The 23,357-nt window shown below is 48.4% G+C and carries 23 protein-coding genes and 2 tRNA genes; 9 read left to right on the forward strand and 16 right to left on the reverse strand.

The features are described 5' to 3' along the window. Positions 1-3: 3 nt before the first annotated feature. Positions 4-198: a heavy-metal-associated domain-containing protein gene (locus PMG25_RS13965; protein ID WP_283767578.1), complete on the reverse strand. Its 195-nt coding sequence runs from the start codon at positions 196-198 to the stop codon at positions 4-6. Between the two features lie 354 nt (positions 199-552). Between PMG25_RS13965 and PMG25_RS13970 the strand changes: the two genes are divergently transcribed. Next, the gene (locus PMG25_RS13970; RefSeq protein WP_283767513.1) at positions 553-3,978 is read left to right on the forward strand and encodes a CHAT domain-containing protein; all 3,426 of its coding nucleotides are present in this window, start codon (positions 553-555) and stop codon (positions 3,976-3,978) included. 185 nt (positions 3,979-4,163) lie between these two features. Here the strand turns inward: PMG25_RS13970 and PMG25_RS13975 are convergent, their stop codons facing one another. The 3 genes from PMG25_RS13975 to PMG25_RS13985 are packed head-to-tail and all read right to left on the reverse strand — an operon-like array spanning position 4,164 to position 5,498. Further along, entirely contained in the window at positions 4,164-4,424 is a 261-nt protein-coding gene (locus tag PMG25_RS13975) for a hypothetical protein (RefSeq protein ID WP_283767514.1), read from the reverse strand. Next, entirely contained in the window at positions 4,425-4,898 is a 474-nt protein-coding gene (locus tag PMG25_RS13980) for a type II toxin-antitoxin system VapC family toxin (RefSeq protein ID WP_283767515.1), read from the reverse strand. A gap of 30 nt (positions 4,899-4,928) precedes the next feature. Next, a complete protein-coding gene (locus PMG25_RS13985) occupies positions 4,929-5,498 on the reverse strand; it encodes a Uma2 family endonuclease (protein WP_283767516.1) in 570 nt (189 codons plus the stop codon). 263 nt (positions 5,499-5,761) lie between these two features. On the opposite strand from PMG25_RS13985, the gene PMG25_RS13990 reads away from it, so the two are divergent. The 3 genes from PMG25_RS13990 (at position 5,762) to PMG25_RS14000 (ending at position 9,682) form a co-directional block, all read left to right on the forward strand. Continuing rightward, the gene (locus tag PMG25_RS13990) at positions 5,762-6,205 is read left to right on the forward strand and encodes a hypothetical protein (protein ID WP_283767517.1); all 444 of its coding nucleotides are present in this window, start codon (positions 5,762-5,764) and stop codon (positions 6,203-6,205) included. Between the two features lie 43 nt (positions 6,206-6,248). Beyond that, positions 6,249-7,679 carry a hypothetical protein gene (locus PMG25_RS13995; RefSeq protein ID WP_283767518.1) on the forward strand — a complete coding sequence of 477 codons (1,431 nt, stop codon included), beginning with the start codon at positions 6,249-6,251 and terminating at the stop codon, positions 7,677-7,679. Between the two features lie 89 nt (positions 7,680-7,768). Next, positions 7,769-9,682, forward strand: coding sequence for a transketolase C-terminal domain-containing protein (locus tag PMG25_RS14000; protein WP_347178836.1), 1,914 nt, complete (start codon positions 7,769-7,771; stop codon positions 9,680-9,682). 96 nt (positions 9,683-9,778) lie between these two features. On the opposite strand, the gene PMG25_RS14005 is transcribed toward PMG25_RS14000, so the two are convergent. Together PMG25_RS14005 and cofG are read right to left on the reverse strand one after the other, a co-directional pair. Then, positions 9,779-9,850, reverse strand: a tRNA-Cys gene (locus PMG25_RS14005). 46 nt (positions 9,851-9,896) lie between these two features. Beyond that, positions 9,897-10,859, reverse strand: coding sequence for a 7,8-didemethyl-8-hydroxy-5-deazariboflavin synthase subunit CofG (gene cofG, locus PMG25_RS14010; RefSeq protein WP_283767520.1), 963 nt, complete (start codon positions 10,857-10,859; stop codon positions 9,897-9,899). A 196-nt stretch (positions 10,860-11,055) separates the two neighbouring features. Here cofG and psbA point away from each other — a divergent pair, with 196 nt between their 5' ends. After that, complete coding sequence (gene psbA / locus PMG25_RS14015) at positions 11,056-12,138, forward strand: photosystem II q(b) protein (protein ID WP_283766348.1); 1,083 nt, start codon at positions 11,056-11,058, stop codon at positions 12,136-12,138. A gap of 153 nt (positions 12,139-12,291) precedes the next feature. On the opposite strand, the gene PMG25_RS14020 is transcribed toward psbA, so the two are convergent. The 3 genes from PMG25_RS14020 to PMG25_RS14030 all read right to left on the reverse strand — a co-directional run bounded on the left by PMG25_RS14020 (position 12,292) and on the right by PMG25_RS14030 (position 14,089). Then, positions 12,292-12,435, reverse strand: a complete 144-nt coding sequence (locus PMG25_RS14020) for a high light inducible protein (protein WP_283767521.1) — start codon at positions 12,433-12,435, stop codon at positions 12,292-12,294. 134 nt (positions 12,436-12,569) lie between these two features. Beyond that, the gene (gene mazG / locus PMG25_RS14025) at positions 12,570-13,385 is read right to left on the reverse strand and encodes a nucleoside triphosphate pyrophosphohydrolase (RefSeq protein ID WP_283767522.1); all 816 of its coding nucleotides are present in this window, start codon (positions 13,383-13,385) and stop codon (positions 12,570-12,572) included. Between the two features lie 104 nt (positions 13,386-13,489). Then, complete coding sequence (locus PMG25_RS14030) at positions 13,490-14,089, reverse strand: metal-binding protein (protein ID WP_283767523.1); 600 nt, start codon at positions 14,087-14,089, stop codon at positions 13,490-13,492. Positions 14,090-14,161: 72 nt separating this feature from the next. Between PMG25_RS14030 and PMG25_RS14035 the strand changes: the two genes are divergently transcribed. The 3 genes from PMG25_RS14035 to PMG25_RS14045 all read left to right on the forward strand — a co-directional run bounded on the left by PMG25_RS14035 (position 14,162) and on the right by PMG25_RS14045 (position 16,581). Beyond that, positions 14,162-14,234: transfer RNA gene (locus tag PMG25_RS14035), tRNA-Val, on the forward strand. A 111-nt stretch (positions 14,235-14,345) separates the two neighbouring features. Continuing rightward, positions 14,346-15,128, forward strand: coding sequence for an ABC transporter ATP-binding protein (locus tag PMG25_RS14040; protein WP_283767524.1), 783 nt, complete (start codon positions 14,346-14,348; stop codon positions 15,126-15,128). A gap of 40 nt (positions 15,129-15,168) precedes the next feature. After that, entirely contained in the window at positions 15,169-16,581 is a 1,413-nt protein-coding gene (locus PMG25_RS14045) for an MlaD family protein (RefSeq protein WP_283767525.1), read from the forward strand. Between the two features lie 96 nt (positions 16,582-16,677). On the opposite strand, the gene rpsF is transcribed toward PMG25_RS14045, so the two are convergent. Further along, positions 16,678-17,016, reverse strand: coding sequence for a 30S ribosomal protein S6 (gene rpsF / locus PMG25_RS14050; protein WP_283767526.1), 339 nt, complete (start codon positions 17,014-17,016; stop codon positions 16,678-16,680). Positions 17,017-17,249: 233 nt separating this feature from the next. Here rpsF and PMG25_RS14055 point away from each other — a divergent pair, with 233 nt between their 5' ends. Beyond that, complete coding sequence (locus tag PMG25_RS14055) at positions 17,250-18,038, forward strand: fumarylacetoacetate hydrolase family protein (protein ID WP_283767527.1); 789 nt, start codon at positions 17,250-17,252, stop codon at positions 18,036-18,038. On the opposite strand, the gene PMG25_RS14060 is transcribed toward PMG25_RS14055, so the two are convergent. The 6 genes from PMG25_RS14060 to PMG25_RS14085 all read right to left on the reverse strand — a co-directional run bounded on the left by PMG25_RS14060 (position 18,035) and on the right by PMG25_RS14085 (position 23,325). Next, complete coding sequence (locus PMG25_RS14060; protein WP_283767528.1) at positions 18,035-18,514, reverse strand: Tic20 family protein; 480 nt, start codon at positions 18,512-18,514, stop codon at positions 18,035-18,037. The genes PMG25_RS14055 and PMG25_RS14060 overlap by 4 nt on opposite strands. A gap of 96 nt (positions 18,515-18,610) precedes the next feature. Then, a complete protein-coding gene (locus tag PMG25_RS14065) occupies positions 18,611-18,808 on the reverse strand; it encodes a hypothetical protein (RefSeq protein WP_283767529.1) in 198 nt (65 codons plus the stop codon). A gap of 237 nt (positions 18,809-19,045) precedes the next feature. Beyond that, the gene (pyk, locus tag PMG25_RS14070; RefSeq protein ID WP_283767530.1) at positions 19,046-20,470 is read right to left on the reverse strand and encodes a pyruvate kinase; all 1,425 of its coding nucleotides are present in this window, start codon (positions 20,468-20,470) and stop codon (positions 19,046-19,048) included. A 26-nt stretch (positions 20,471-20,496) separates the two neighbouring features. Further along, entirely contained in the window at positions 20,497-20,673 is a 177-nt protein-coding gene (locus PMG25_RS14075) for a hypothetical protein (RefSeq protein WP_283767531.1), read from the reverse strand. A gap of 13 nt (positions 20,674-20,686) precedes the next feature. Then, entirely contained in the window at positions 20,687-22,162 is a 1,476-nt protein-coding gene (locus PMG25_RS14080; protein ID WP_283767532.1) for a glycoside hydrolase family 13 protein, read from the reverse strand. Between the two features lie 59 nt (positions 22,163-22,221). Beyond that, complete coding sequence (locus tag PMG25_RS14085) at positions 22,222-23,325, reverse strand: tetratricopeptide repeat protein (RefSeq protein ID WP_283767533.1); 1,104 nt, start codon at positions 23,323-23,325, stop codon at positions 22,222-22,224. Between the last annotated feature and the right edge of the window lie 32 nt (positions 23,326-23,357).

Consider the following 23,357-nt stretch of genomic DNA (forward strand, 5'->3'; position numbering starts at 1 on the left):
AATTTACGCTACCGTATGACCCGCACCGGCGATCGCCTGCTGGATCGCCTCCGCAGAAGACTCCGTTTCCACCGTCACCGCCTTAGTGTCCAGGACAATATTCACTTGGGCATTGCTATCGGCTTTGGCGATCGCCTTTTCCACCGAACTCGCACAAGCCTCACACACCATCGACGGAACCTTAAACTCCAATTTCATCACGCCACCCTAACAACATCGCTAAACATTATCCCCATATTCTGTCATCCCCCGCGCCAGCAAGCAATCTCCCGACGACAACCCACCCCAATCCCTGTAGGGGCGGGTTAGACCAAAATCTAGAAAACCCACCCATCAACTCCCTAAACCCGCCCCCACCCAACCAGAAACCCTCGCAGACACGGCAACCCACCTATCAATTGGCGATCGGGCAGGTTTACAACATTGATTTGTAGAAATCCTACACATCCCGTGAACCTGCCCCTACAACCAACTAAAATAAACAATAATCCCCCATCCCCCCACTCCCCCACTCCCCCATTGTTCATTGTTCATTATTAATTGTTCATTGATATGCGTCTCTTAAACCGGCTCTTCGGCAAAAAACGCCAACCCCCACAACCCGACCCGCAACAGCCTGCTCCTGAGCCGGATAATGCCGAATGCGAAGCCGTATTCATGGCACTGTTGGAGGGAGTTGACCAAGGGTGGACAAGGGGCAACGCTAAAGGCTTCTTGATCGGGAAAAATATCAAAGAAGCCAGGATGACCGCCTGGTTACGGGAGTTTGCCGAGCGCGTGCGGCAGAACCCAGAACAGCACCGGGAACTGGGGAGACCGTTGCAGAACCTGGGGAACTTGGCATGGGGGGAACTCTCGCCAGTCGCCGCACGTTTGGCGCAGGAGTTGGTCGTGGTGGAGGAACCGGGAGGGGAAGGGAGAGAAGCGGAGGTTGACGGGGATGGGTTGGGAACAGAGGAGGAAGAGGAGAAAGACGAGGCAGAGGCATGGTTTGAGCGGGGTAAGGCTGAGTACATGCAAGGTGATTTTTTAGGTGCGATCGCCTCCTATGACCAGGCACTGGAGATCAAACCGGACGACCATTACGCTTGGAATGGCCGGGGGGTGGCACTGGGTGACTTAGGCAGAACAGAAGAGGCGATCGCCTCCTACGACCGGGCACTGGACATCAAACCGGACTTCCATCAAGCTTGGTTCAACCGGGGGGTGGCGCTGTATGCGTTAGGCAGATATGAAGAAGCGATCGCCTCCTGGGACCGGGCACTGGACATTAAACCGGACTACCATGAAGCTTGGTACAACCGGGGGAATGCGCTGGGTGACTTAGGCAGAAATGAAGAAGCGATCGCCTCCTACGACCGGGCACTGGAGAGCAAACCGGACTTCCATGACGCTTGGCGCAACCGGGGGAATGCGCTGCGTGACTTAGGCAGAAATGAAGAGGCGATCGCCTCCTTCGACCGGGCACTGGAGAGCAAACCGGACTTCCATGAAGCTTGGTACAACCGGGGGAATGCGCTGCGTGACTTAGGCAGAAAAGAAGAAGCGATCGCCTCCTACGACCGGGCACTGGAGATCAAACCGGACTTCCATTACGCTTGGAATGGCCGGGGGAATGCGCTGTATGCGTTAGGCAGAAATGAAGAAGCGAGCGCCTCCTACGACCGGGCACTGGACATTAAACCGGACTTCCATTACGCTTGGTTCAACCGGGGGATTGCGCTGTATGCGTTAGGCAGAAATGAAGAAGCGATCGCCTCCTACGACCGGGCACTGGAGTTTAAACCGGACAAGCATGAAGCTTGGATAAACCGAGGAATTGCCGCAGGAAACTCCTCTTACTCTGCTCCTCTGCAACCCTCTACCCTCACCCTCCAATATCCCCAACTCGACCAACGGGGTTTTGAGGGCGAACTCGCCAGCTACCACCTAGGCTTAACCTTCTGTACCCAAGACCAAAACCCCCAAGGTTGGGGACTCTTGCACCGTTACATTGGTCGCGCCTACTATTACCGAGGACGCAAAAGCCTCTACCCCCCAGACGCAGGACGCTCCGACTTCCACAAAGCCCTCAACCACTACCACCAAGCCCTGCAAACCCTCAGCCCCCCACAAAAAGCTCCCTCTCCCCTGGAAGAGGACAAAAAAGCCCCCTCCCCCCTGGAAGAGAACCAAAAAGCCCCCTCTCCCCTGGAAGAGAACCAAAAAGCCCCCTCTCCCCTGGAAGAGAACCAAAAAGCCCCCTCTCCCGTGGGAGAGAACCAAAAAGCCCCCTCTCCCGTGGGAGAGGGGGTTGGGGGAGAGGGCTACAACCCCGAATACCACCTAGAACTCATCCGAGATCTAATCCGCGTCTACGATGCTCTCAACAACAAAGACGAACGAAAAGAATGGCGCAACCAAGGCTTAGACCTTTGGAGCCAACTCCTCAACCACCCCCATAAATCCTCCCAACAAAAACGCCAACTCGCCATTAAATTCATCTACTTCGCCCAGATGCGCGTCGATGTCCTCCTGGAAGACAACGAACTCCTAGCCGCCTTCCGCGCTGCCGAAGAACAAAAAAACCTCTATCTCACCTGGATCTTAGACCGTCAAAAGCAACATATCCTCAGTCCCACCTATCACGACATCCAACAAAACCTCCTCAACCCCACCACCGCCCTGATTCTCTGGCATCTCAGCGACCTAAACCTCACCACCTTCCTCCTCCTCCCCGATGCACCCGAACCCATCCCCTTCACCACCTCCCCCAAACCCCTAAAACGCTGGTTCCACAACTGGGAAACCACCTACCAACAACACCGCGAAAGCAAACAAAACACCCACAGCACCTGGCGCGAAACCCTCGACGAACAACTCCAACAACTCCAACAACTCCTCGATATTTCCACTCTCTGTTCCCATCTCCCCAACACCCTAGACCACCTCATCCTCATCCCCCACCTCGACTTACACCGCCTTCCTCTCCATACCCTCTTCCCCGACACCTTCACCCTCACCACCCTCCCCAGCGCCCAAGTCGGCATCCAAAAAACCCCCTCTCCCTCCTTAAAAGCCCCCTCTCCCGTGGGAGAGGGGGTTGGGGGAGAGGGCAACTCTCCCGTGGGAGAGGGGGTTGGGGGAGAGGGCAACTCTCCCGTGGGAGAGCCGGTTTCGGCTGTCGCCGACATGAAAGGGGGAGAGGGCCCAACCCTGCTCACCGACCCCCCCCGCAACTCCCTCGAAGACCTCCCCCTCGCCGAACTCGAAGCCCAAGTCATCGCCCACCTCTGCCACCCCTCCCACCGCATCCCCAGCCACAACGCCACCCCAGACACGCTCAAAGAACACCTCGCCCAACCCTATCACCGCTTCCACTTTACCGGCCATGCCAGCCACGACTTCAAAGCGCCCCAAGACTCCCGACTCCTGCTCACCGACGACGAAAGCCTCACCCTGCGCGACCTCATCGACCGCGACTTTCACCTCCCTCCCTTTGCTCTCGTCTCCCTCTCCGCCTGCGAAACCGCCGTCACCAGTCGCGAAGCCTTCGATGACGACTATGTAGGTTTAGTCAGCGCCTTCCTCTCCCGTGGAACCCGTCAAGTCCTCTCCACCCTCTGGACAGTCGAAGACCGCTCCAACGCCCTCTTCATGATCGAATTCTACCGACAACTCACCCAACACAACCAACCCCCCACCCGCGCCTTCCACCACACCCAACACTGGCTCAAACACCTCACCCCCTCCCAACTCGTCACCTGGTATCACCAGTTAGGACAAATCTTCCTCACCGAAGGAGAAACCATCGAGGAAGAAAACCGGCGACGGAGAGTCATGCGCCAAGGAAAAGACTTACAACAAAAAAGTAAAGTCTTACAAAAAGCAATCAATGAGGGTGAACTTTCTCCCCATGATTCCCTCTATTCTCACCCCTATTACTGGGCAGCCTTCACCCTCACCCATGGCAATGAACAATTAACAATTAACAATTAACAATTAAGTCCGTTGGATCAGTTATAGTATGTCATTACGAAGGTCACGCAAGCGGAATGAAGCAATCTCAACCATCTCGCTAATTGTAGCGTTAGCGAAGCTTGCGCGAAGCGCGAATGCTTCCCTGCGATCGCAATGATAACTATTTAACCGGACTTGATATTAATTGTTAATTGATATTCCTGTCATTCTGGCCAATCCGTTAATGCAGTTTCTGTCAATTCCTGAACTTCACGGCAGGTGTCATAAACTTCAGCATACAACTTTGCTGACTCTTCAGAATTGAGTTTAATTTGATTGACAGGCGTTGAAATCAGACGTTGATTATGCTCTTGTTGTTTAAGACGAAAATCCTTACAAATGGCCTGTAAATTGTAATTAAACGACTGTGCATGTTCTGCTCGGATGCGATAAATCTCTTCGAGAACTTCATCTTTCCACATCATTTATGCTCCTATCAATTCATAAGGTGTACAAATTGTGGGTAACTCATATCCCAGTTTTAGGCTAATTTGGCGAAGTTTTTTTTGGATATGAGCGTTCGCAATATGCTTACAGTTCCAGGTTAGCAAATAATCGACTGCATAAACTGTAGCTACAGAAATGTGTAGGGCATCATCAGAAGCATGAAGAGGCAAATTACTCTCCTTGAGAAACTGAGCCGCTAAGTCTTCAACCGAGTCGTTGATATCTAACAAATTAAAGTCCTTGACGATTTCCAGTCGTTCATGAGCTTTTTCAATATCTCCTCGTGCGACTTCATCAAGAACAATCTGGGAAATATACAGAGTAAAGTTCTGTCGATCATTATTCCACCATCTTCTCGTAATTTCTAGATTAGCCATTACAATCAAGTTATTGCTAGGTCGGATTGTCAAATAACCAATGATACTGGTATCCAGATAAATTGATTCACTCATATTTACCTTATTGCCCCGGTTTCTTATACCCTATTCATTCTCAATTGATTCATACAAGTCGGAAAACGATACCGTTAACCCCAAACTCTGTAACGGAAAGGTTTCCCCATCGGGGGTATAAGCCTGAAAATACCATCCCGATTGACCATTGCGCCGGAAAATATCTACACGCTGCTTGTTCGTATTCACCAGCACATATTCTTCCAGCGTCTCCAAAGTATCATAATCATTAAACTTATCCCCGCGATCAAAAGCCTCCGTACCGGGAGACAAAACTTCAATAATTAACTTAGGAAATCCCTTATGCACCGGAGTTTCTCGGTCTCTGGGATCGCAAGTCACCATTAAATCGGGATAATAAAACCGATTCCGTTTTTCTATACGCGCCTTAACATCATTGAAATACACCTGACAATCCGTTCCTCGCAAGTGATTACGGATCAACATATACAAATTACCACCAATTATATTATGGCGATCCGTTCCCCCTGTCATTGCATACAGCTCCCCATCAATATATTCATGTCTAATCTTATTGTTCTCTTCCATGTCCAGATACTCTTCCGGACTGATAAAATAGGATTCAGAAAGCGCAACCATAGCTTTTTACTCTTCCTAGCTTCGTCTGTCTCAGACCCACGTCCCTTATCAGTTTAACCCAGAACCCCAAAAATATAGCTAGTCTCAATGAGTTGTGCAACTGGAAATGCCCTCTCCCTATATCCCTCTCCCGTGGGAGAGGGACTTCTGCTCCCCTTCTCCTGCGGGAGAAGGGGCTGGGGGATGAGGGGCAGTCATTACATAACTCATTTAGGTTTGCTATATCTATAATAGAAACCATACCCCATTAATAGACTCCCACCATGAACAGCCAAGAGGCTAAGATTCTTAGAGCTTCCCTCTATGCTCTTGCCAAAGCCAAATCACCGATTCCCGCTCAACTGATTGATGAATTCCGTAGCCTGGCTCAAAAACTCCCGGATGAAGACGAAATTTTAAAGTTTGAAGAGCATTTAAGCTCCAATAGTCTCTTATCTGAAGACTATGAAGAAGGGATGCAAAAACAACAAAAAGAAGAAGTTATCCCTCGAACAGAAACGGAGAAAAATAAACATCGTCCACCTCCGAGTCAGTCTCAAGGTAGGTCGAGCGCAGGTGAGTCTTTGGAACTAGAAAATCTTTGTGCCCCCATTCAGCAAACGCCCAATCTCACGGACACATTTAAGCAAAAATTTGCAGAAAGTGACCCGGAAAAAAGCATTAAGCAAAAGCGTCCAGATTATTATTTATATCTGCTGTATCATTGAAGGCTTATGTCTGCACACTCTAACGGGTTCTCAATCTTGATTTATGGCTAAATTTTACTATCCCAACCTAGATTTATTCGTCTACTCCCTACGTGAAGGATTGGGATATAGTCAGACCAATATTGAGGAAAATCATCGCTTGTTTTGGCAACTGTTGCCGAAGTCTCTCCAGGATTTGCAAGCCAAGGCTTTTACCAACGAAGAAACTGCAAGGACTACCGCTTATCTAGAATTATTACTCCTGGGCGGTTATCAGAGCAATGCTTATACATTTTGCCCAGAAGAAACAACGGAGCTACGCTTTTTTCGAGGTTCCTATACTCCTGTTCGTCTGTCTGATGCTTACAGTTTATTAGTCAATTGTAGCTTATGCAAACAGGAACCGCAAGAAACGGATGAGTTTTTACCAGAGCGTGAAGCGTCTTCCGTGGTTTCTAGCTTACAAGAATTGAAACACTATCATGAAAAGTCTGTAAAGCTTGATTTTTTAAATCCATGTCCAGACGGAACTGAGGATCATTGTAAAACCCCTAGTCCATATTTAGGTAAAACTTGGCTTATTTCTGCTTGTATTGATTTCCAAGCGGATCGCGATTCCATTATCCAAGAGATTTATGAGGTGTTTGGCTTGGAAAATTGGGATGCCACAACTCAGGTTTGGGGTGAATTTCTCGGAGCGCAGAGTTGCGAAATTTATGAACCTCCACCGCAATGGAAATCTTTGGATCAAACGGTGCATATCTTGGTGTTATTGTTCCCCAATGTGAGGCAATTCTGTCAGTTTTACCAGAGTTATCCCACTTGGATTAAGCTGTTTCACTACCACAATAAAATCAATTGGGCATACTGGCAAACCCGCGAACTGAAACGGAGGATGATGGTTCGTTATGGGGAGAGCTTTGAGATTGCTAAAACTTTACGCGATCTAACTTTATTGGAACTGGAAAAGAAGTTACAAAAGACGACGGAAACGTTATCGGATTATGTGGATAATATCAGCTATTTTGGCATTCAACCCCACACGATCGCCACTAACCTAACCAATTATGAGGACTGTCTGCAAGAATTACAACAGAATTCAGAGACTGATTTAGAGTTCTTAGCACAATTTGCGTCAATTGTCAAGAAAAAATATCTACCGCAAATAGAGAGCGATCGCCAAACCCTCCATCAAGGCTTAAGAGTCTTAGAAAATCTGTTACAGAGTATCCGAGGCAAAATCCAAATCGAGCAAACCAAAAGCCAACAGGAACAGATCCAGAGCGATCGCCAACTCAACGAAACCATCCAAGTCTTCGGTACAGGTCTAGCAGCAGCCAGTATAGCGGCTGCGGTTCTCTCCACGCAAGTGCAACAGCCCCAAACGAACCAGGACAAATGGCACTGGGGAGGAGCCTTAAGTGTAAGCTTGCTGATTGGATTCCTCATTGGGGCGATCGCCTCCTTAATCGTAAAATCGAAACGGAAAAAATAGCGATCGCCCCATCCCCCTATCACCCCATCCCCTTTCCTGCTACTCTAGTGGCCGACTGGCCTTTAATCAATTCAACTAAACAAATCCTTATGACCATTATCGCCGACAACTTCGCTATTGATATCAATAGCTACAAACCCCTCGCCCTCGACCCCAGCCAATCCACCCTCACCGACGAACAACGGGAAGCCCTCAAATACAACATCCAACTCTGTCGCGACACCCTCATCTTCTTCACCGCTACCGGTGCAGCCAAAGGTGTCGGCGGACACACCGGTGGCCCCTACGACACCGTACCCGAAGTCATGATCCTCGATGCCTTCTTCCGGGGAGCGCCCGATAAATTTGTCCCCATCTTCTTCGACGAAGCCGGACACCGGGTCGGAACTCAATACCTCATGTCCGTCCTCAACGGCGACATGCCCGCCGAAAAGCTTCTCCACTATCGCGAAGCCCATCATCATCTCCCCGGACACCCCGAACTCGGCCTAACCCCCGGTGTTAAATTCAGTTCCGGGCGCTTAGGTCATATGTGGCCCTACGTCAACGGCGTTGCCCTCGCCAACCCTGGCAAAACTGTCTTCTGTCTCGGTTCCGACGGTTCCCAGCAAGAAGGAAACGACGCAGAAGCCGCCCGGTTAGCCGTCGCCCAATACATCAACGTCAAACTGATCATCGATGATAACGATGTCACCATTGCCGGAAATCCTTCCAAGTATTTACCCGGCTTTAGCGTCGCCCAAACCCTGGCCGGCCATGGCGTGAAAATTCTCGAAGGCAACGGAGAAGACATTGATGACCTCTATAGTCGTCTCTGCGAAGCGGTTAACACCCCCGGCCCCGTTGCAGTAATTAACAAGCGCCCCATGTGTCCCGGTATTGAAGGACTCGAAGGCTCAAATCACGGTCATGATGTCATTTCCTTGAAATTGGCCCTCGAATACTTAGAGAAACGGGGTCATACTGCGGCGGTAGAATATCTCAAATCCATTGAAAAACCCTCACAAAGCTATACCTTCCTCGGCTCCAGCGACAAACTTGGCTCGAACCGTAATGTCTTTGGTGAAGCTGTCGTTTCCATTCTCGGTCGCATGAGCGAAGACGAGCGCAAACAAAACGTTCTCTGCGTGGATAATGACTTAGAAGGCTCCTGTGGCTTAAACAAAATCCATGCCGCTCACCCTGAAATCTTCGTCAGTGGCGGCATCATGGAGCGCGGTAACCTCTCGGCTGCGGCTGGCTTTGGCATGGAGAAAGGCAAACAGGGAATTTTTGCCACCTTCAGCGCTTTTCTGGAGATGTGCATCTCAGAAATTACCATGGCTCGCCTCAACTATTCCAATTTGCTCTGTCATTTCTCCCATGCGGGAATTGATGACATGGCGGACAATACCTGTCACTTCGGCATCAATAATCTATTTGCTGATAATGGCTTAGATGATGGCTATGAAACCAGGGTTTATTTCCCCGCCGATGCCAATCAAATGAAGGCTTGCGTGGAAACCGTTTTCCCTCAACCGGGACTGCGGTTTATTTTCTCGACTCGCTCTAAGGTTCCCTTCTTACTCGGCAGCGACGGTAAAGAACTCTATGGCGAAGGCTATACCTTTACCCCTGGCAAAGATGAAGTAGTTCGCGAAGGCACAGCCGGTTATATTGTCAGCTTTGGGGATGGTCTCTATCGCGCTCTGGATGCAGTTGAGCGGTTGAAGCAAGAGGGGATTGATGTGGGTTTAATCAATAAATCGACCCTCAATGTGATTGATGAGGAGATGATGACCAAAGTAGGAAATTCTCCCTTTGTCTTGGTGGTTGAATCCTTTAACCGCAAAACGGGTTTAGGTAGTCGCTTCGGTTCCTGGTTACTGGAGCGGGGGTTAACACCGAAGTTTGCTCATTTGGGTGTGCATAAGGAAGGATGCGGTGGACTGTGGGAACAGTTCCCCTATCAAGGCATTGACCCGGTTGGCATTATGGATAAGGTGAAGGCGTTAGTGGGTTAATTGTTAGCGCCCATTGGCATAGAAACCCGGTTTGTTGAAAAAATCGGGTTTCTTTTCTCTAGGGTTCAACCTAAATGCAAGTATTTTTGATTGCAAAGGCGACACCCGGATTCGAACCGGGGAATAGAGGTTTTGCAGACCTCGGCCTTACCGCTTGGCTATGTCGCCGTGTTTGACCACTCTTCCTAGGATAACACAATTGAAGAAAGTTTGACTAGACCCTAACGGCATTTTTTTCTCGCCACGGTTCAAGGATAGTTCTCAACCTTGGGGATAACCAGGAATCAAATTGGGGATAGAGGGGTAAGCGCGATCGCAGATACCATCCGTAAGGTTTGAGAAACTGTTGCAGGTGTTCAGCAGAGGGATGGGGATAGTCAGGATTCACTTCATCTTTGGGGCCAAGTCCGCCGAGATCGCTGGCTCCTGCTTCTAAACAGGATAAGAGAATCTCTGGGTAACAGATGAGATTGGGAGGAATTTGTAGGGTGATGTCTGGGGGAAGAGTGCGACGCGCAAGGGTGACTAGGTGAGGCAGTTGAGTTAAGTCAAATCTGGGTAAGCTGTTGGTTTGTTGGCTTCCCGGACTGTAGGGTTGCAGAATGACTTCTTGTATATGATGGTAGGTCTGATGAATTTGGGCGATCGCCTCTAAACTCTGTATTCTGTCAGCTTCCGTTTCCCCAATTCCGACTAAAATCCCCGTCGTAAACGGAATTTTCAGCTCTCCAGCCCATCTTAACTGTTCTAATCTTAATCCCGGTTCCTTACTCGGTGCGTGAGCATGGACGGTTTCCAACAGTTTCCCAGAAACCTGCTCCACCATTAAGCCCATGGAAACATTAACTTCTTTTAAGCCTGCCATCTCCTCAAAGCTCAATGGCCCCACATTAGTATGGGGCAAAAAACCATAGGAGAGCGCCAACTCCCCTAATGCAGCAATCCGCTTAAACCAACTTCTACGGCGAGGACTAGCTGGATGGACTTCCCCGCTAAGGATTAAAATCTCACTAATCCCCCATCCAGATAAAGAGGCCAAAATACCTTGAGCTTCTGCTCGGTCTAACCCTGAGTCTTGACCCGGAGCCACTCGGAAGTTGCAGTAGGTACACTCATTAAAGCACTCATAGGTCGGAACCAGAGTGTAAGCCGGACTATAAGTTACAGTTCTTAACATTTCTTTGACTCCCACGCATACCCCCAGTGTAGGCAGATCGGGGACGCGAGTCCAAGTTAGGGAAGTGCTTCAGAGACTCGCTGAAAAAATTTTTTTCTGAAAACCCTTTACAAAACTCAAAGAATGGGTTAAGTTAGAAATGTGGACGGCACAAACCGCCACAGAACCTAGAAAAATACATAGCCATCATATAAACATGACCACAACTCTTCAACAAAGCTCCAACGCGAGCGCTTGGGAGCGGTTCTGTCAGTGGGTTACCTCAACCGAAAACCGCCTTTATGTAGGTTGGTTCGGCGTACTGATGATCCCCACCCTCTTAACCGCTACTATCTGCTACATCATCGCTTTCGTAGCAGCTCCTCCCGTAGACATCGACGGCATCCGCGAACCCGTAGCTGGTTCCTTGCTGTATGGAAACAACATCATCTCTGGTGCTGTTGTACCTTCTTCCAACGCGATCGGTCTGCACTTCTACCCCATCTGGGAAGCAGCTTCCTTAGATGAGTGGTTGTACAACGGAGGCCCCTACCAGCTCGTCGTATTCCACTTCCTGATCGGTGTATTCGCTTACATGGGTCGTGAATGGGAATTGAGCTACCGCTTAGGAATGCGTCCTTGGATTTGCGTAGCTTACAGCGCCCCTGTAGCTGCTGCAACTGCTGTATTCTTAATCTACCCCATCGGACAAGGAAGCTTCTCTGATGGAATGCCTTTAGGAATTAGCGGAACCTTCAACTTCATGATTGTATTCCAAGCAGAACACAACATCCTCATGCACCCCTTCCACATGCTGGGAGTAGCCGGTGTATTCGGAGGTTCACTGTTCTCCGCTATGCATGGTAGTTTGGTAACCTCTTCCTTAGTTCGTGAAACCACCGAAGTTGAATCTCAAAACTACGGTTACAAATTCGGACAAGAAGAAGAAACCTACAACATCGTAGCCGCTCACGGATACTTCGGACGTTTAATCTTCCAATACGCATCCTTCAACAACAGCCGTAGCCTTCACTTCTTCTTAGGAGCTTGGCCGGTAGTTGGAATCTGGTTTACAGCTTTAGGTGTAAGCACCATGGCGTTTAACCTAAATGGATTCAACTTCAACCAATCCATCATGGATTCTCAAGGTCACGTAATCAACACCTGGGCAGATGTAATCAACCGCGCCAACCTGGGTATGGAAGTAATGCACGAGCGCAACGCTCACAACTTCCCCTTAGATTTGGCTGCTGGTGAAGCTGCTCCTGTAGCTTTAACTGCTCCTTCTATCAACGGTTAATTCAAGGCTTGAACTCTTGATTTAATCTAAAAAAACGCTCTCCGCAAGGGGGGCGTTTTTTTTTGGGTCTTTTGGGGAAGATCGGCATAAAGATAGAGGTCAGCCAGGGCTGACCTCTATCAAGATATTGTTTAGATTAGGGATTAGGCGCGATTACATTAAGCCAAGTTGAGAGAGAATACCTTGGCCAGTCATGAATTCTGTTGCTAAACCGATAATAATCCCTAACATCGCGAGGCGACCGTTCCAAGTTTCGGCAAAGGCGGTGAAACCGAATTTATTGCTTTGATTTTCCATGTTTCAGAACTCCGGTTAGATTTCAAGTATCTGTAACTAAAGTTAACACAAAAAACTGAAGTTCGCAATATTTGTTAACGTTACTTGGCCCAAAGAAGCTCGATCTCCTCCCCAGATGGGGATAGGACAATGGATTAACCGATTTCCTTGATGCGCTTTTTGGCTTGTTGCCAAAGTTGCTCCAGTTCTTCGAGGGTATATTCGGATAGGGGGCGATCGCTCATAGAAGCCACCAATTTTAAGCGCTTGAGGAACTTACGATGGGTATCGTGTAAGGCTTCCGAGGGGTCTAAGTCGAGCCAACGAGCCAGATTAATCAGGGTAAATAAGACATCTCCCAGTTCTCCTTGTTGAGCCGCTCGATCTTCATGCTCGACAGCCTGTTTAAATTCAGTGACTTCTTCCTCAAATTTGTCCCAGATGCCTTCAATATCATCCCATTCAAAGCCAGCCGTGGCAGCTTTTTGAGAAATTTTCATCCCTCCTGTGAGGGGGGGCAAGGTAGCTGCATATCGTTCGAGTTGACTCAAGAGGTTGGGCGCTTCTCCTTTTTCAGCCGCTTTGATCTCTTCCCAGTTTTGTTTAACGTCCTCGACACTTTCCACATTCACATCAGCAAATACATGGGGATGGCGACGAATGAGTTTGTCACTAATACCATCGGCGACTTCTTTGAGGCTAAAGTCTCCATTTTCTTGAGCAATTTGGGCTTGTAAAACAACTTGCATGAGTAAATCACCCAATTCTTCAGCGATCGCCGTTTGATCCCCTCCCCGGATAGCATCCACCGTTTCATAGGCTTCTTCAATTACATGGGGAATCAGGGATTGGGGCGTTTGCGCCAAGTCCCAAGGACAACCTCCCGTGGGCGATCGCAACTGGGCAATCACTTCAATTAACCGTTGCATGGCTTCCAAGCTAGAGGCGATCGATTGTTGAGAATAGCTCATGTTTAGGGAATGGGTAATCGGTAATTGGGAAGGGTGAGGGCAGGTTGACAAAAGGAACGGATCGGTTACCTCAATCTAGGAGAACCCACCCCTACTACCATAAACTATTTCCGCTTTCTCCTAGTCGGTTTGCGAGCAGTAGAGCGACGACGGGGGGAACGTTTACGGGTGGGGCGTTTTTGCCATAACCCTGACCATCCATATTTTCGACAGCGTTTGTAAGTCGAACCAATGCGATCGCTTAAAATATGACTGATCGATCCTAATTCTAAACCCACAAATAGGGCTAATCCAGACCAGCGATGCTCTTTAACGATCGTCCAGAGCCATTGTCCCAAATCCGTCCAACCCCACGCCACCGCCGAAAATTGAACTGCGATCGCCGCCAACAGAAAGCCTAAAGCCCCAATCCAAAGGAGCAAATAAATCACCCGCACCACCGTTCCAATAATCAACCCATGGGAGAGAAACGAGCGATGATGCAAGCTCTTTTGATAAGGTATCCACAGCCAACGAAACCATCCCCAACGCTGAAACGGACGCGATCGCAAATCTAGATCTGGACTGAGCATCAATCCACCAAACAGAAACCCCCCAGCTATCCATAGAGTTAACTCACTGCTGCGGGTGAGCGCTAACGTCACTCCAGTCACCAAGGGGAGCGTCCAAAGCGTAATGCGATCGTGGGTAGCGCCAGAAGGCATAAAATTGAGTTCAAAAAAAAGCTTGCGTTATCTAATCTAGTTTGCTACACTAATATCTTGTGAGTCAAATGGGGGCGGTTAGCTCAGTTGGTAGAGCGCCTGCCTTACAAGCAGGATGTCACTGGTTCGAGCCCGGTACCGCCCATTCATCACACCATCCTAATCTATTCAATTCAAGCCAGCAATCTGTTGGTCAAGTTTCTGTGTGGTTTAAAATATCGATCGCAAGCCTCTCTCGCTAGATACTCGATATCCCATGGGTGAACCCTTAATTGAACTGCGCGGCATTTGCCAAACCTTTGGTCAAAGCAAGATTTTAGATAACCTTGACCTGACGATATATACCGGAGAAGCATTAGGGATTATTGGGCCCTCCGGTACAGGAAAATCCACCATCCTCAGAATTATTGCCGGTTTACATCAGCCCGATGAAGGCGAAATTTATGTAGCCGGACAAAAGCGGGAAGGGTTAGTCGGAGACATCGAAGACCCGATCGCCATTGGTATGGTCTTTCAGCAGGCCGCCTTATTTGACTCCTTAACTGTCGCGGAAAATATTGGCTTTCGACTCTATCAAGAAGGAAAAATTCCCCCGGCACAAATTCGGGAAATGGTAGAAAAAAAACTGGAATTAGTCGGATTATCAGGAATTAGCGATCGCTTCCCCGCCCAACTTTCCGGAGGAATGCGAAAACGAGTCAGTTTTGCGCGGGCAATTATGGAAAATCCCCAAGATCCCCAAGACCATCCCGAAGTTCTCCTCTACGATGAACCCACTGCTGGACTCGATCCCATCGCCTCCACCGTCGTCGAAGACCTGATTCGCTCTATCAAAGACAAACAAGGAGGCTGTAGTACCTACGTGATGGTCACCCACCAAGATAGCACCATTCGCCGCACCACCGATCGCATCGTCTTTATGCACCAAGGCAAAGTTCAATGGGATGGCAAAATTGCAGAAATCGATCGCACAGATAATCCCTACATGCGACAATTTACAGCCGGGAGCTTAGAGGGCCCCATACCCGTCATCAGTTAAGATAAAGCTGATACAGTGCTGTAGGGGAGTAAACATCATCATGCGTCAACGGACAATTCGAGAAGGGACAGTCGGCTTACTCATATTAGTCGGGGTCGGCCTCTTTGGCACTTTGATCCTCTGGTTGCGGGGAGCAACCTTGGGAAAACAAACCTATTCCGTAATTGTTGAATTTGAAACCATTGAAGGGATGCAAATTGGGGCTGAAGTTCGATATCGAGGCGTGGAAGTCGGTTCTGTTGCCGCTATTAACCCAAGCTCCAATGGGGTTGAAGTCACTCTCAACATTCATCAACCCAATTTAGTCATGCCCAAAAATGCGATCGTCGAAGCCAATCAATCCGGTTTAGTCGGTTCCACCTCCATTGATATTATCCCCTTATCGCCCGTACCTGCCGATACCACCTCAGCGATCAGTCCATCCTGCGATCGCACTGTCGCTATCTGTGACGGAAACCGACTACCCGGCCAAATTGGCGTTAGCTATCTTGAACTCCTACGCAAGAGTTTAGAAATGGCAGAACTCTTTGGTTCTGAAGAATTTTATAACAATCTCATCTCCACCCTAGAAGAAGCCACCAGCGCTGCCGAACAATTCACCATTCTCAGTAGCGAACTCTCCGAACTCACAACCCTAGCCAAGGGAGAAATCAGTAATATTTCTAATGCTACCCAATCTGTAGGTGCAGCCGCCGATCAAATCCGCCAATCTACCCTGCAAGCCACCAGCCAATTTACCGAAAGTAGTGCCCAACTCACCCAACAAGTGGAAAATACCAGCGCCGAACTGAGAATCGCACTACAAAATATGAATGATTTAATTGCCCAAAATCGTACCAATATTACCAGCACCTTGGCGAACTTAGAACGGACTTCTGAGGAGATGAAAACCGCCGTATCCACCTTAACCCCCATGATTAGCCAAGTGGAGCAAGGAGAGTTAATCAGTAACTTAGAAAACCTATCGGCTAATGCGGCCCAAGCTTCAGCGAACTTAAAAGATTTATCCGATGAAATTAATAATCCCACCACCTTATTAATGCTCCAACAAACCTTAGATTCGGCTCGCTCCACGTTTCAAAATGCCCAGAAACTCACCTCAGATATGGACGATCTGATCGGCGATCCCCAATTTCGTCAAAATATCCGGAATTTGGTCAATGGTCTAGGTCAATTGGTATCCTCTACAGAACGCCTAGAGGAACAAGCCCAAATTGCCCAAGTTTTAGAGCCGATCAAAACCCAAATCGAATCACCAGAGCGTCTAGAACAGTTGCCCCCATTGGAGAGAGTAGAGGCTCCTGAGTTAAGCGACTGGAGAGTATCTCAGGATATGGATTCTAATATAAAAATTGACTTTAAGATAGAGTCTAAACCCCTCTTTGAAGTCAATCCTAATTTCCCCTCTGCTGATTTTCCCTCTTCCACACCAACGATTGATTTTAATCCCTAGGGTAATGGGTAACGGGAAACGCACCTATACCCAAGGGAAGCAATCGCCAATAGTACCGGTATAGGCGAGATTGCTTCATTCCCTCTTCCCTAGACTTTAAACTTCAACCGGTTCCGGTTCTGACTCAGATTCTTCGGGTACTTCTTGTTTAATCGTCAGATAGCGAATCACTTCATCGGATAGGCGCATCGCTCTTTCTAGCTGGGCGATGACCCGACCCTCGACAGTATAGTTCATCTGGATATAGACTCCTTCCCGTTGTCTAGCAATCTCGTAAGCTAAACGGCGTTTGCCTCGGTGTTGGGTTTCCACAATTGTCCCCCCTTCATCTCGAATGAGGCTCTGATACTTTTCAATGATCTGGCTTACCTGTTCGTCCGTTAAATCAGGACGCAGGATATACATGGTTTCGTAAACAAAATTTCGGATGGTCATCGAGATCTCCTTATGGACAATAGGGCTGATTGGGCCTTGAGGGATTAGCCAACTTGCTCAATCAGCAAGGACTTACTATTGTAGGATGTCAAGTTAAAATATTTGAGTCTTTGGCGCTGAGGTTATGCCGAGCGACCAAAGCCTACAACAGCTTAGATAGATGGGTTCTTAAAAATTGAAGACAAAATTTAAGACCGATCTCTGATTATACACAAAAAGTAGCAGGTAAGGTAATGGCCCAACGCTATGTCCGAGTCCAAACCACTGAAGGCAAGATTTATTATGGATTACTCAAGCTCAACCGCGAGGTGCAAGTGCTTGATGCTCCGCCTTGGTTACAGGGACAACCCACTGAGTTAATCCTAGAGGTCGATGCTTATCATTTGCTGGCCCCCTGCGCTCCCTCGAAAATTTTGGCAGTGGGGAAAAATTATGCTAATCATGCGGCGGAAATGGGAACGCCTGTGCCGGAAGAACCTCTGCTGTTTATGAAGCCCTCAACGGCGATTATTCCTATCGATACTCCGATTTTGTATCCTCCCCAATCGGAACGGGTCGATTATGAGGGAGAATTGGCGGTGGTGATCGGGAATCGCTGTGTGGACTGTAGCCCAGAAGAGGCGGCTAGTAAAATTTGGGGCTATACGATCGCCAATGATGTCACAGCACGGGATCTACAACGTCGGGATGGCCAATGGACAAGAGCGAAAGGGTTTGATACCTTTTGCCCGTTGGGGCCTTGGATTGTGCGGGAAATTAATCCAGGGGCGAGATTACAGACGTTTCTCAATGACGATCAGCAGCCCCGCCAATCGGCTTTAATTAGTGATATGGTCTTTTCTCCAGAGGTGTTGGTCTCTCATATTTCCCAGATTATGACCTTAATGCCTGGAGATTTGATTTTAACGGGGACTCCAGAAGGTATTGGCCCCATGCAAGTGGGCGATCGCGTTCGTGTTGAGTTAGAGGGAATTGGTTCCCTAGATAATCCAGTGATCGCCCGCTTTGGAGCTACGTCCTAACGGACTTGAGTATAGGCCGCTTCCGAAATCGTAGGGATTTCGGCATACCGTCCCATAATAGATTGGGCGATCGCATAACCGACGGCGGCTAATACCCCCAAAAAGATGGTATTGTTGAGGGTCTCAATGACTAATCCTTGCCGAAACACGGGTTGAAGGATATAGTTCATGACCAAAGAACACAGAAACAAGACAATATTCATCAGGATCGCTTGCATGGTATTGAAGCGAATAAAATGGTTCACTTTTGGATTACGAACCACTGCCAGCAACAAGACAAAGAAGATAATTAGGCCAGCAAAGGGTATGCTGCTATAAATTTGCATCAAGGGGGTCAGGCGGATGAACAGTATCCCCAAAATGGGGAACTGTGCAATTAAAGAGAGTCCGAACTCTAGCCCATAAAACATAGGCAGTAAATAGGGCAAACAGGCAAAAATGCGATCGGGTACAGTGGTGGTTCCACGCCAGGTCATGGTTGAGTTCTCCTTGTGCATGAGGCAATATCGTTCAATCCACCATAGCGCAAGTTCAGCCTCAACGTGAGAGTTCAGAATCAAGCCGGTAAAAGACTAACTAATTTGGGCGATGTGGAATCCCATTTGACATTCATACTGATTCGGCAGATGGCGATCGCCTTTTGCCAAAGGATGACCACAGGTCAAATTGCCCTGTCTCCAACGGGGTTGACCACTGCGATCGGCCCAGCAACAGCTTTGACAAACCGTTTTTGGTGAAATAATCTGATCGTCCATCATAATAACTAACATGACTCAATCTCCCAAAAATTATGATTTGGCGAACGCCTTTACCCTATATTGTAAGTGATCCTCAAACTAAACCGTGCCCAACGATACAGAGCTTAATACAGCGCTTCGCGCTGTTATGAGGGACAGTGTTGAATCCTCAAAGCTATGTACCAAAAGCCTATTCCCTATTCCCTAGCGCAAAGCGCTATATAGTCACCGCCAAGACTCTCAGACCCAACTCATGAATTAAGAGTAGACCTATCCCTCGATCCGATGAATCTTGATAAAATTAGTCCCCCGAATTTTCTGTACTGGAGAGCCACCCAAAATCAAAATTTTATCCCCTGGAGTTGCCAAATCGTTAGCCAAGAGTTGATCGTTAATCTGCACAATCAACTGCTCCAAAGAAGGTTCAGGAGTCTCCAACAACATCGGCTTAACCCCCCAGACTAAATTTAAGCGATGATAAACGCGATCGCGGGGAGTAAACGCCACCACAGGCGCTTTAGGACGCTCGGCAGCCGCCAAAGTCGCCGTATAACCCGTCGTCGTAAAACAAGCAATACAGCGCAAATTCAAAATCTTATCAATGGTATTCAGAGCCTCACTTAAGGCATGGGTTTCATCAACTTCTGCCGGAGGATAATTCACAAATTGGGCATCTTCTTCCGTATCACAAGCAATTTTCACCAACATTTCCACTGCCTTCACCGGATATGCGCCTACCGCCGATTCTCCAGATAACATCACCGCATCTGTGCCATCCATAATCGCATTAGCCACATCAGAAGCTTCCGCACGAGTCGGCCGGGGATTATGAATCATGCTATCTAACATTTGGGTCGCCGTGATGACGGGAATTCCCTTTTTATTGCACAACTGAATAATATGCTTTTGCAACTTAGGCACGCGCTCCGGACTCATTTCCACCCCTAAATCTCCCCGCGCCACCATCAAACCATCACAGACTTCAATAATGTCTTCTAAATGTTCAATAGCTTGGGGTTTTTCAATTTTCGCCATCACCTGAAGATGGTCGGCTTGATGTTCCTTGAGAAACTCTCGGAGGCTGATAATATCATTCGCACTGCGGACAAAGCTCAGGGAAACCCAGTCAATACCTTGCTCTAACCCAAAAATTAAATCCTGTTTATCTTTCTCTGTCATTGACGGCAAACGCAGGGTCAAAGATGGCAAATTCACTCCTTTACGATTTTTAAGAATTCCCCCTTCCATTACCTGACATTTGACTTGTTTTCCCTCGATGGCAATAATGTTCAATTCCAATAAACCATCATCGAGTAAAACTTGTGCCCCAAGTTCGGCTTCTTCTGCTAAAAAAGGATAATCAATGGGAATGGTTTGCTCTTGGCCATTATATTCAGCCATAGGAACTAAGGTAACAGAAGCTCCCGGAATCAGCTCTAGTTCACCTTCTGGGAATCGTCCCACCCGAATTTTGGGCCCCTGCAAATCTTGCAATAAGGTGACTGGAATTTCTAATTCTTCGGAAACTTGTCGTAAGCGAGAGACGACTGTGGCATGATCGTCATAACTGCCATGGGAGAAGTTGAGACGAGCGACTCTCATCCCTGCTTGGACTAATTCTCGCAGCACGTCTAGTTTATTGCTGGCAGGGCCGATGGTTGCCACAACTTTGGTTCGAGAGAGACTTGAGTTCATAGGGGAATTAGGTAATGGGTAATGGGTCATGGGTCATGGTAACTTTGCCTAGAGTAGCAGGTTAAGATTAATCTCTCTTCAAGAAAGGTTAAGAGGAGGCAAGAGGCAAGAGGCAATAGGCAATAGGCAATAGGCGATAGGGAATAGGCAATAGGCAATAGGCAATAGGCAATAGGCAATAGGCGATAGGCAATCTCCCCCATCCTCCTCATCTCCCTATTCCCCCATCCCCCCATTGTCTCCGGGAGCCAGAATACAGCCTTGGCGAGCAGGGAGTTCCAGCCGCAGATCGCCATTGTCTGACCATTCGATTTCTGCTTGTCCGTAAACCAAGGTGTTGGGAGTCTGATGTAAGTCTCTGGGGAAACAGCGCACGGTAATGGCTTCTTCTCCGACGTTAAGGGCGATAATGAGGGTTTGATCGGGTTCTTGACGGGTGAAGATATAAACGAGTCCTTCGGCAAAGATGACTTTATAGGTTCCGACTCGTAGGGCGCGATATTGGTGTCTGAGGGCGATGAGTTGACGATGGTAGGCGAGAATGGTGCGATCGCCGTTTTCAAGACCTGGAAAACTGCGCCGACAGTCGGGATCTCGTGCCCCAGCTAATCCAATTTCATCGCCATAATAGATGCTGGGCGCTCCTGGAAAGGTCATGAGTAGGAGGGTGGCGAGTTCGACGCTGGGGCGATCGCCTTGGGCAATGGTGACTAAGCGAGCCGTATCATGGGAATCAAGGAGATTGAGTTGCGTCTGTTGAATTTCCCAGTCATAGAGATGGAGTAGGGATTGGATTTTACTGGCGTAACCGGCTGCATCTAGGGCTGGATAGGGTTCATAGGCTGAGTCTCGAACCTGATCGAGATCCACGCGATCGCCGGCAGTAAAGGCGATCGTCGGCGCGGTAAATAAATAGTTCATCACCCCATCAAACTGGGTTCCATCGAGCCATTGCAGGGCATCCGTCCAAATTTCACCGACAATATAGGCTTCTGGGTTAATGGCTTTGACTCGTTGCCTAAATTCTTGCCAAAAGCCTTCTACGTTAATACAAAAGGGCACATCTAATCGCCAACCATCGACTCCTAAGCGAATCCAATATTCGGCAATCTGCATGATATATTCTCGCACATCGGGATTCTGATGATTGAATTCCGGTAAGGCGCGATTATTAGCCCAACCCACATAGTTAGCGGGTTTACTGCCATCATAGGCCGATAGGGGCCAATCCTCGATTTTGAACCAATCTACCCAAGGGGAATGGGGGCCATTTTCCAGGATGTCATGGAAGTAGAAAAAGCCGCGACTGGCATGGTTAAAGACTCCATCTAAGACAATTTTGATATTGCGTTTATGGGCAGCTTCGAGAAGGGCAAAAAAGGCTTCATTGCCCCCCAACATGGGATCGACTTGGGTGTAGTCATGGGTATGGTAGCGATGATTGCAAGCTGATTGAAAGATGGGGGTAAAGTAAATGGCGGTAATGCCTAAATTTTGTAAGTAATCTAGGGTTTCGATCGTCCCCCAGAGGTTTCCCCCCTTGTAGCCTTGTACGGTTGGGGGACTATCCCAGGGTTCGAGGGGGAGATGGGGGCGAGTTGTGCCTGGGGGTGGGTTGCCTTTGGCCAGGCGATCGGGAAATATTTGATAGAAAACGGCGTGTTTTACCCACTCTGGTGTCTGAATGTTCATCTGTGCCACAATCTCCCTGATTTTAATGGTTCATTATTTATTGTTCATTATTCATTGCCCTAGTGGGGTAAAGAGATGGATTCAGAGTCAGCGTGTAATCCTTGGGTTAAGGTCTGACTATCGAGATTAGTACCTAGATGTTGCCGAGCTTCTAGCTGCCAGAGGTCGAGTTCTGGCGATCGCCACGGAGCATTAAGTGATCGCGTTTGATGGGTGTCACAGTCTAAACATTTTTCCCAGTAGGGGCTGGCTTCTGTAGGTTTTCCTTGAGCTTGGAGGACTTGAGCGAGGAGACAATGGGGTGCGGCGCGATCGCCATTTAATTCTATAGCTTTGCGTAGCCAGGTTTCGGCTTGGTCAAGATCTTTTTGCAAGAAGTAAGCCCATCCTAAGTTTTTATAGAGGGTGGAGAGAACGGCTGTATTCTTCACTTGGTTGAGAATGGGAGTAATGCGTTCAATCGCCCGATCCGGATTATGGATCAAAATGTCTAGGCGGGAAAGGTTACTGATGGCAGCGTGGGCAGCTTGACCTTGAGCTTGAGCTGCTCGATCATAGTGATGGTAGGCATTGGGGAAGTCACTCAGTTTTTCGTAGGCTGAGGCGAGGTTGTAGTGGACTGCGGGGGTGTCGATCTCGAATTTGAGCGCCCATTGCAGATAAAACACGGTTCCTCGAAAGTCGCCTTGCATATAGGTATCGTATCCAGTCTTTTTCAGGCGATCGCCGATTTGTTTCTTTTGACTGCTGTCACTGGTAGTTTGCAAGAGTTGCAGTTTAGGTTCTAGAGCTTGGTGAATGGATTCAATCGGCTGAATCTCTTGCAGTAGGTCTAGGAGGCTCTCTTCCTCCTTATTTTGGATCGGCAGTGGCATTTTCAGCAATTCCGGCTTAAATCGAGCCACCAGGGAAACCAGATCGGAGCGCTTGGATCGGCGCTGTCCGTTCTGTGACTCAGAATTAGATAAACCGAAATGATCGACGATGCGCTCGACATGCTTGCGGATAGCCGCTTCACTAATGCCGAGGGCCTGGGCGATCTGTGCGTCTGGCTCACCGGAGAGGATGCCGTTCAGGACTTGTTGACGGCGATCGGTTAGTTCACTATAGACTTGTTCAAACTCTTCTGGATTCATTAAGTTCGGGTTAATCAGCGAGGTCACATTCAGTGACGATCCTGGCTAGTCAGGGAAAC

The sequence above is a fragment of the Roseofilum capinflatum BLCC-M114 genome (assembly GCF_030068505.1).
Classification (GTDB): domain Bacteria; phylum Cyanobacteriota; class Cyanobacteriia; order Cyanobacteriales; family Desertifilaceae; genus Roseofilum; species Roseofilum capinflatum.

Bases quoted from the DNA above. Each gene is read 5' to 3' on its own strand.
- PMG25_RS14020 (WP_283767521.1), bottom strand. From the start codon at position 12,435: ATGGAAAATCAAAGCAATAAATTCGGTTTCACCGCCTTTGCCGAAACT.
- pyk (WP_283767530.1), bottom strand. From the start codon at position 20,470: ATGAACTCAAGTCTCTCTCGAACCAAAGTTGTGGCAACCATCGGCCCT.
- PMG25_RS13975 (WP_283767514.1), bottom strand. From the start codon at position 4,424: ATGATGTGGAAAGATGAAGTTCTCGAAGAGATTTATCGCATCCGAGCA.
- PMG25_RS14030 (WP_283767523.1), bottom strand. From the start codon at position 14,089: ATGCCTTCTGGCGCTACCCACGATCGCATTACGCTTTGGACGCTCCCC.
- rpsF (WP_283767526.1), bottom strand. From the start codon at position 17,016: ATGACCATCCGAAATTTTGTTTACGAAACCATGTATATCCTGCGTCCT.
- PMG25_RS14075 (WP_283767531.1), bottom strand. From the start codon at position 20,673: ATGGGGGAGATTGCCTATCGCCTATTGCCTATTGCCTATTGCCTATTG.
- PMG25_RS14080 (WP_283767532.1), bottom strand. From the start codon at position 22,162: ATGAACATTCAGACACCAGAGTGGGTAAAACACGCCGTTTTCTATCAA.
- PMG25_RS14065 (WP_283767529.1), bottom strand. From the start codon at position 18,808: ATGTTAGTTATTATGATGGACGATCAGATTATTTCACCAAAAACGGTT.
- PMG25_RS13985 (WP_283767516.1), bottom strand. From the start codon at position 5,498: ATGGTTGCGCTTTCTGAATCCTATTTTATCAGTCCGGAAGAGTATCTG.
- PMG25_RS14055 (WP_283767527.1), top strand. From the start codon at position 17,250: ATGGCCCAACGCTATGTCCGAGTCCAAACCACTGAAGGCAAGATTTAT.
- PMG25_RS13980 (WP_283767515.1), bottom strand. From the start codon at position 4,898: ATGAGTGAATCAATTTATCTGGATACCAGTATCATTGGTTATTTGACA.
- PMG25_RS13995 (WP_283767518.1), top strand. From the start codon at position 6,249: ATGGCTAAATTTTACTATCCCAACCTAGATTTATTCGTCTACTCCCTA.
- PMG25_RS14045 (WP_283767525.1), top strand. From the start codon at position 15,169: ATGCGTCAACGGACAATTCGAGAAGGGACAGTCGGCTTACTCATATTA.
- psbA (WP_283766348.1), top strand. From the start codon at position 11,056: ATGACCACAACTCTTCAACAAAGCTCCAACGCGAGCGCTTGGGAGCGG.
- PMG25_RS13990 (WP_283767517.1), top strand. From the start codon at position 5,762: ATGAACAGCCAAGAGGCTAAGATTCTTAGAGCTTCCCTCTATGCTCTT.
- PMG25_RS14060 (WP_283767528.1), bottom strand. From the start codon at position 18,514: ATGACCTGGCGTGGAACCACCACTGTACCCGATCGCATTTTTGCCTGT.
- PMG25_RS14040 (WP_283767524.1), top strand. From the start codon at position 14,346: ATGGGTGAACCCTTAATTGAACTGCGCGGCATTTGCCAAACCTTTGGT.
- mazG (WP_283767522.1), bottom strand. From the start codon at position 13,385: ATGAGCTATTCTCAACAATCGATCGCCTCTAGCTTGGAAGCCATGCAA.
- PMG25_RS13970 (WP_283767513.1), top strand. From the start codon at position 553: ATGCGTCTCTTAAACCGGCTCTTCGGCAAAAAACGCCAACCCCCACAA.
- cofG (WP_283767520.1), bottom strand. From the start codon at position 10,859: ATGTTAAGAACTGTAACTTATAGTCCGGCTTACACTCTGGTTCCGACC.
- PMG25_RS14000 (WP_347178836.1), top strand. From the start codon at position 7,769: ATGACCATTATCGCCGACAACTTCGCTATTGATATCAATAGCTACAAA.
- PMG25_RS13965 (WP_283767578.1), bottom strand. From the start codon at position 198: ATGAAATTGGAGTTTAAGGTTCCGTCGATGGTGTGTGAGGCTTGTGCG.